The sequence below is a fragment of the Deinococcota bacterium genome (assembly GCA_030858465.1).
Lineage (GTDB): Bacteria > Deinococcota > Deinococci > Deinococcales > Trueperaceae > JALZLY01.
Genome location: JALZLY010000228.1, coordinates 1 through 6352, shown reverse-complemented (window position 1 = coordinate 6352; position 6352 = coordinate 1). Strand labels below are relative to the sequence as shown.

The 6352-nt window shown below is 64.6% G+C and carries 6 protein-coding genes; all 6 read right to left on the bottom strand.

Features of this window, described 5'->3' with window-relative positions:
• The coding region (locus M3498_11605) for a hypothetical protein (protein MDQ3459930.1) at positions 1 to 961 on the bottom strand (961 nt) is incomplete at its 3' end.
• Between the two features lie 222 nt (positions 962 to 1183).
• Complete coding sequence (gene tkt, locus M3498_11600; protein MDQ3459929.1) at positions 1184 to 3211, bottom strand: transketolase; 2028 nt, start codon at positions 3209 to 3211, stop codon at positions 1184 to 1186.
• A gap of 111 nt (positions 3212 to 3322) precedes the next feature.
• Positions 3323 to 3583 carry a DUF2283 domain-containing protein gene (locus tag M3498_11595; GenBank protein ID MDQ3459928.1) on the bottom strand — a complete coding sequence of 87 codons (261 nt, stop codon included), beginning with the start codon at positions 3581 to 3583 and terminating at the stop codon, positions 3323 to 3325.
• Positions 3584 to 3674: 91 nt separating this feature from the next.
• Positions 3675 to 4190 carry an acyl-CoA thioesterase gene (locus M3498_11590; GenBank protein ID MDQ3459927.1) on the bottom strand — a complete coding sequence of 172 codons (516 nt, stop codon included), beginning with the start codon at positions 4188 to 4190 and terminating at the stop codon, positions 3675 to 3677.
• 74 nt (positions 4191 to 4264) lie between these two features.
• Entirely contained in the window at positions 4265 to 4918 is a 654-nt protein-coding gene (locus M3498_11585) for a sugar transferase (GenBank protein ID MDQ3459926.1), read from the bottom strand.
• Positions 4878 to 6059 (bottom strand): DegT/DnrJ/EryC1/StrS aminotransferase family protein, encoded by a 1182-nt coding sequence (locus M3498_11580; GenBank protein ID MDQ3459925.1) that lies wholly within the window; start codon positions 6057 to 6059, stop codon positions 4878 to 4880. The genes M3498_11585 and M3498_11580 overlap by 41 nt, the downstream gene beginning before the upstream one ends.
• Positions 6060 to 6352 lie beyond the last annotated feature (293 nt).

Below are 6352 nucleotides of genomic sequence, written 5' to 3'. Positions count from 1 at the left end.
GATGGGTGGCGCTGCTCGAGTAGGAGAGGGCGTCGGCCGGCGCCAGCGACGTGGCGTCCGGGGCCGTGCCGCCCTCGCTGAGGAGCGCCAGCAGGCGGCTGTCGCCGCCCTGCGGGTCGACGCGCTGAATGCTCTCGGTCTCGAGGCCGTCCTCGCCGAACCGGACGACCCCCGCGCTCACCCCCAGGGTATCGAGCGCCTGCCCGAGCCGGTTCACGGCGCGGTCGAAGCCCATGCCCGTGGCCAGGGGCCGGGCGAGCGCAGCCAGCGCGGCGTAGTCGAGGTAGCCGTAGAGGTTGCCCGCCTCCAGGCCGCCGAGGCTGGCCTCATAAGCGGGGCTGCCGCCGAGGCCGGGCTCGGCGGCGCCGCCCAGGCGGCGCAGGACGCCGCGCAGGGTGTCGGGATTGGTGCTCAGGTAGACGACGTCGCCGGCTTGACCATAGGCCAGAACCTGGAAGGGGGAGTCGGGGTCGTCCAAGTCCATCACGAAGAAGCTGTAGTCGCCCTCGCTCATGGGGCTGGCGCCGTCGCGAGCGCTCTGCTCGCCGACGAGCCGAGCCACGGTGACCATGGCGCCCGCGTCCGGGCGGGCGAGCGCGGTCACGGCGGGCAGCGGGCTGAAGGACGAGGCCGACAGGCTCAGCCAGGCGTCCTGACCGAGCAGCTCGAGAAAGTCCAACTCGCCCTCCAGCTCGAGCTCGTCCATAGTCTCGTCGCCAAAGAGGCTGATCAGCGCCTCGCCCACACCCAGGCGCTCGAACTCGCCGCGAAAGTCGCCCAGGTCGTCCCAGATGGTGGCAAGGTCCTGCACGCCCAGGACCAGGACGCTGTCGGCCGGCAGGGCGCCGCTCAGGCCCTGAGCGGGCGTCTGAGCCAGGCCGGTGCCGAGCAGGCCGAAGCTGAGAACCAGAGTCGAAACCAGGGTGAGAACTAGAGTCAGATTGCGAAGATAACGAAGCATGCATCTCCTCCCACTACAGTCTTACTTCTTGAGTCTTATTACTACAGGCTTATTACTACAGGCTTACGACATACGGGCGTTCCGCCGCAGTCTCGCGCTATCATACCGAGCCGGGCATGAGAAGGCGCCAATCATCGTGCTGCGACCAAACACGCCGGGCCCGCTCGTCTGCACGGTCCTTCCAGGCTTCGGGCCCCTGCCTCAAGGGCGCTAGCTGCGCTGCTAGCGCCCCAAGACGCCCCTGGCGGTCGCGACTATGTTGTCCACGTTGAAGCCGAGCTTGTCCATGACCTCGTCGCCCGGCGCCGAGGCGCCGAAGCGCGTGAGGCCGACGACGGCGCCGCCGTGGCCGGTATAGCGCTCCCAACCGACCGGCACGCCCGCCTCCACCGCGACCCTTGCCCGCACCGCGCTAGGCAGGACGGTCTCGCGGTAGCCCTCGTCCTGACGCTCGAACAGCTCCCAGCTCGGCATGCTGACCACGCGCGTCCTGACGCCCTCGCCGGCCAAGACCTCCTGGGCCTCCAGGCACAAGGAGACCTCCGAGCCGGTGCCGATGAGGATGAGCTCCGGCTCGCCGTCCGCGTCGGCCAGCACGTAGGCGCCCCTGGCGACGCTGCCGCCCGGAACGTCCAGGACGGGCAGGCCCTGACGCGACAGCGCCAGCGCGGTGGGGCCGTCCCGGTGTCTGAGCGCCTCGAGCCAGGCCTGGGCGGTCTCGCTCGCGTCCGCCGGGCGGATGACCACGAGGTTGGGGACCATCCTGAGCGACATGAGCTGCTCGACGGGCTGGTGGGTGGGGCCGTCGCCGCCCAAGCCGATCGAGTCGTGGGTCAAGACGTAGACGACGGGCAGCTCCATCAGCGCGGCGAGGCGCAGGCTCGGCCGCAGATAGTCCGAGAAGATCAGGAAGGTGCCGCCGTAGGGCCGGAGGCCGCCGGTCAGGGCCACGCCGTTCATCATCGCGGCCATCGCGTGCTCGCGCACGCCGAAGTGGATGTTGCGCCCCCGGTAGTCACCGTTTTTGATGAAAGGAACGCCCTCCATGGTGGTGTTGTTCGAGCCCGCTAAGTCGGCCGAGCCGCCGATCAGCTCGGGTACGCGGCTCGAGAGGTGGTTGAGCATCTCGCCCGAGGCCTGGCGGGTGGCGAGCCTCTTGCTCTTGTCGAAGCTGGGCAGGTCCCCCTCCAGACCCTCGGGCAGCTCGCCCGCGTTGGCGCGCTCGAGCTGCCGCGCCAAGTCGGGGTGCTCGCGCTTGTAGCGGTCGAACGTTTCCTGCCACGCTTCCCTTGCCTGCCCGCCCCTTTCGAGCGCCTCGCGGTAGTGGGCCAGAGCGTCGTCCGGCACCGTGAACTTGGGCCAGTCGACGCCCAGGGTCTCCTTGGCGAGCCTCGCCTCCTCGTCGCCCATCGCCGAGCCGTGGATCTTGGCGGTGCCCTGCTTGTTGGGCGCGCCGTAGCCGATGATGGTCCGCACCGCGATCAGGCTGGGCCGGCTGGTATGCCTGACCGCCTCGCCCAGGGCGGCGTGCAGGGCGGTGAGGTCGTTGCCGTCGGCGACGCGCTGAGTATGCCAGCCGTAGGCCTCGTAGCGCTTTACGGTGTCCTCGGTAAAGGCGATCTCGGTCGAGCCGTCGATGGTGATGCTGTTGTCGTCGTAGAGCACGACGAGCTTGCCCAGACCCAGGTGCCCCGCCAGGGACGAGGCCTCCGAAGACACGCCCTCCATCAGGTCGCCGTCCGAGGCGATGACGAAGGTGTAGCGGTCGAAAATCTCAAACTCCGGCTTGTTGTAGCTCGCCGCCAGGTGCGCCTCGGCCAGCGCCATGCCCACGGCGTTGGCGAGTCCCTGGCCGAGCGGCCCCGTGGTCGTCTCGATGCCGGGCGCGTAGTGGACCTCGGGGTGGCCGGGGGTCTTCGAGCCCCACTGCCGGTAACCCTTAAGCTCCTCCATGGTCATGTCCCCGTAGCCCGTCAGGTGCAGGAGGCTGTAGAGCAACATCGAGCCGTGGCCCGCGGACTGCACGAAGCGGTCGCGGTTGAGCCACTTCGGCTCCCTGGGGTCGTGCTTGAGGAAGTGCTGCCACAGCACGTAGGCCATGGGCGCGGCGCCCATCGGCATGCCGGGGTGGCCCTCACCGGCCTCCTGGGTGGCGTCGATGGTGAGCGCGCGAATGGCGTTGACGGCCCGCTTGGCTAGGGCTTCGTCCTGGATGAGGGCGGTTTCTGGGGACGTCTTGGCTGGGGACATCTAGGCCTCCGAATCTCCAGCCATTGTGACACACCGGCGTGACGGCGTTCTCATTGAGCCTTTACCCTTCGTCGACCCCCGGGTCCTGGGCCGCTTGTCCTGGGCCGCGGATCAGGCATGGCTGACGAAGAGCGAGGCGGGGTCGAAGGCATCCGGATCGACACGCTCGGGGAGTTCCAGCGTGCCCCCAAAACCGCGCTGCAAGTCGCTGAAAAAGGTGCCGGCGTGCAGAATCTCGAGCCCCAAGACATAGCCTTGGATGTCGATATCCAGAAGAAGCTCGTCCGTGATGGGAATGCTCTGCGAATACTCGCCTTGCCTGAGGCTGATGTAGGCGGCGTCGCTGCTTTGCGTATATCTGATCCTGGTCATGAATTCCTCCCTAGGGTAGCCGGCTGCGCCCGCGGGCATCCTGGGTGATGAGGTCATCGCGTCTGCTCATGACCCAGTCTTATCCACGCCATCAAGCCTTGCGCCGCAGGTCGATGGCCTCGCGCACCTTGCTGGCGGCGTTCCAGTGCTCCCGCTCGAGCTCGCTCTCCACGCGGAGTCCGGGCACGGGCGTGGGCCTGCCGCCCGGACCTATGGCGACGAAGTTCATGTGGCCGATGGTGCAGAGGCGCCGCTCGCCGGTGAGCGGGTTCTCGCCGTAGACCTCGCAGCGCACGATCATGCTGGTGCGCCCCGTCCAGGCCACCCGGCTGCGCAACTCGACGATCTCGCCGACGAAGATGGGGTTGTGAAAGTCCACCGCCTCGGTCGAAGCAGTCACGGCCGGCAGGCGGCAAAAGCGCGAGCAGGCGACCGAGGCATTGACGTCCATCAGCTCCAGGACGCGCCCGCCGAAGAGCGTGCCGAGCGGGTTGGCGTGGTGGGGAAAGACGGTGTCCACGGTGCTGACCCAGTCGGACACATTGGAGTCGGACACGCTGGGTTTTGGTACCGTGGCGTCTACCGTGGCGTCTGAGGTGTCGGTCATGGGCCCAGTCTAATGCATGGTGTCCTGGTGCCTTGTCGAGCGGCTCGAGCGTCTGGTTGGGAGGGGAGTTGTGTTCACAGGGACTGACGTTCCTTCACCATGGTCTTCTGCTGTGCCGGAAAAAGGACGCGCCAGATGGTTTTTAGAATGACGAGAAGGTCGAAGGCGAGACCTTGTTGTGCTAGGTAACCGAGGTTGAGCGCCAACTTGCGCGGCATGATCTCCCGAATATAGAAAGCCTCCGGGTCGGCCTGATGCTCCAAAAGGTCGTTTTCGTCGCGAAACTCGATCGAGGCGAGGTCGGTGATCCCGGGCCTGACCTCCAGGACCCGGCGCTGCTCCCAGGTATAGAGCGCGACGTACTTCGGCACCTCGGGTCGCGGTCCTACCAGCGACATCTCACCTTGCCAGACGTTGAAAAGCTGAGGAAGCTCGTCGAGCTTCGACTTTCGCAAAAATCGCCCCACTCGAGTGATGCGCGGGTCGCGGCCCACCGTCAACTGCCCGCCGAGCTTGTCTGCGTCCACGCGCATCGTTCTGAACTTGAAGATCTTAAACGACCTTCCCCTTAAGCCGATCCGTTCCTGCTGAAAGAAGATAGGGCCGGGCGAGTCCAGGCAAATCAGCCCGGCAACCACAAGCATGATGGGCGCCAAGACGATCAGGCCAAGGCCCGAACAAGCGAGGTCAAAAACGCGCTTTGTCACGCTGATATACCTGCACGACATCAAGGACCGCTTCGATCACGTCCTCTACGTCCTTATCAGCGAGGCGAGGATGTAAGGGCAGAGAAATCGCGCGCTCAAAGGCGTCATGGGTGACGGGAAAATCCGAGGGTTTGTAGCCATACTTCTGGACGTAAAAGGACATCATGTGTAGGGGTCTGTAATGCACGCTGGTGCCGATGTTGCGCGCCTTGAGCTCCTCGATGAAACGGTCGCGGTTGATGCTCAGTTCTTTGGGATGAACGCGCAAAACGTAGAGATGCCAACTGCTCACGGCATAGTCCCGTTCGGTAGGAATCTGCAGCGCGTCCACCTTGCCGAAAGCGTCGTGGTAGCGCCGGACAATCTCGCGCCGCCGCTTGTGAAAGCCCTCGAGTCGGCGCAACTGGTGCATGCCCAAAGAAGCCTGGATGTCGGTCATGTTGTACTTGAAGCCGGGCATGACGATGTCGTACTGCCACGAGCCACTCCTGTCGAAGCGCTTCCAACTGTCCTTGGACATGCCGTGCTGGCCGATGACTCGAGCCCTTTCCAGGAGCTCCAGGTGTCCTGTCAAGGCTCCCCCCTCAGCGGTGGTGAGGTTTTTGGTGGCGTAGAAGCTGAAGGAGGCGAAGCTGTCGCGGCTTCCTACCATCACCCCCCGATACCACGTCGGCACCGCGTGAGCGGCGTCCTCGAGCACTTGGAGGCCGAACTCTTCGGCGATAGCAAAGATTTCGTCGAGTTCGGCGGGGTGACCGGCGTAGTGCACGGGAATAATTCCCTTGGTCCTCGGCGTGATCGCCGCGCGCACCGCCTCAGGGTCGATGCAGAGCGTGTCCGGCAAGATGTCGACGAGTACGGGTCTGGCGCCGACATGCTCGACGACGTTGGCGGTCGCCGCAAAGGTCAGGCTTGGAACGATCACCTCGTCCCCAGGGCCGATATCCAGTGCAACCATGGCCACATGAAGGCCCGCGGTACAGGAGTTGAGCATGACCGACATGCTGCCAGGCGCGCCTACATAGCTACCCCACGCTTGCTCGAAGGCTTTGGTCTTCGGACCGGTGGTAATCCAGTCACTGCGCAAGGTGGCGACGACCTCTGCAATCTCCTCTTCGCCGATACAAGGAGGAGAATAGGACAAGAAGGTATTACGGGACATGGTGGTTTGCGCGCTCCTCAGCAGTCAGGGTTCCTTTTGAAGGAAGGTCGGCGTGCGTGGACGAGAAAATCATCCAGTCTATTAAACCATAGCAGAGGGTCCTACGCTTGGTGCGCCATACACGTTTGCAAGGTCGCCGCAAAGGAGAAGCTCCTGCTCCTGACGCTAATCCAACTTCTTGTAAAAGTATGTGTGATCTTTAGTCTGCTTTACCACCTGAAAGCCTAATTTGATGAGCACACCCATCATTGCGGTGTTGTGGTTTAATACGGATGAGCCAACGCTATCTACGC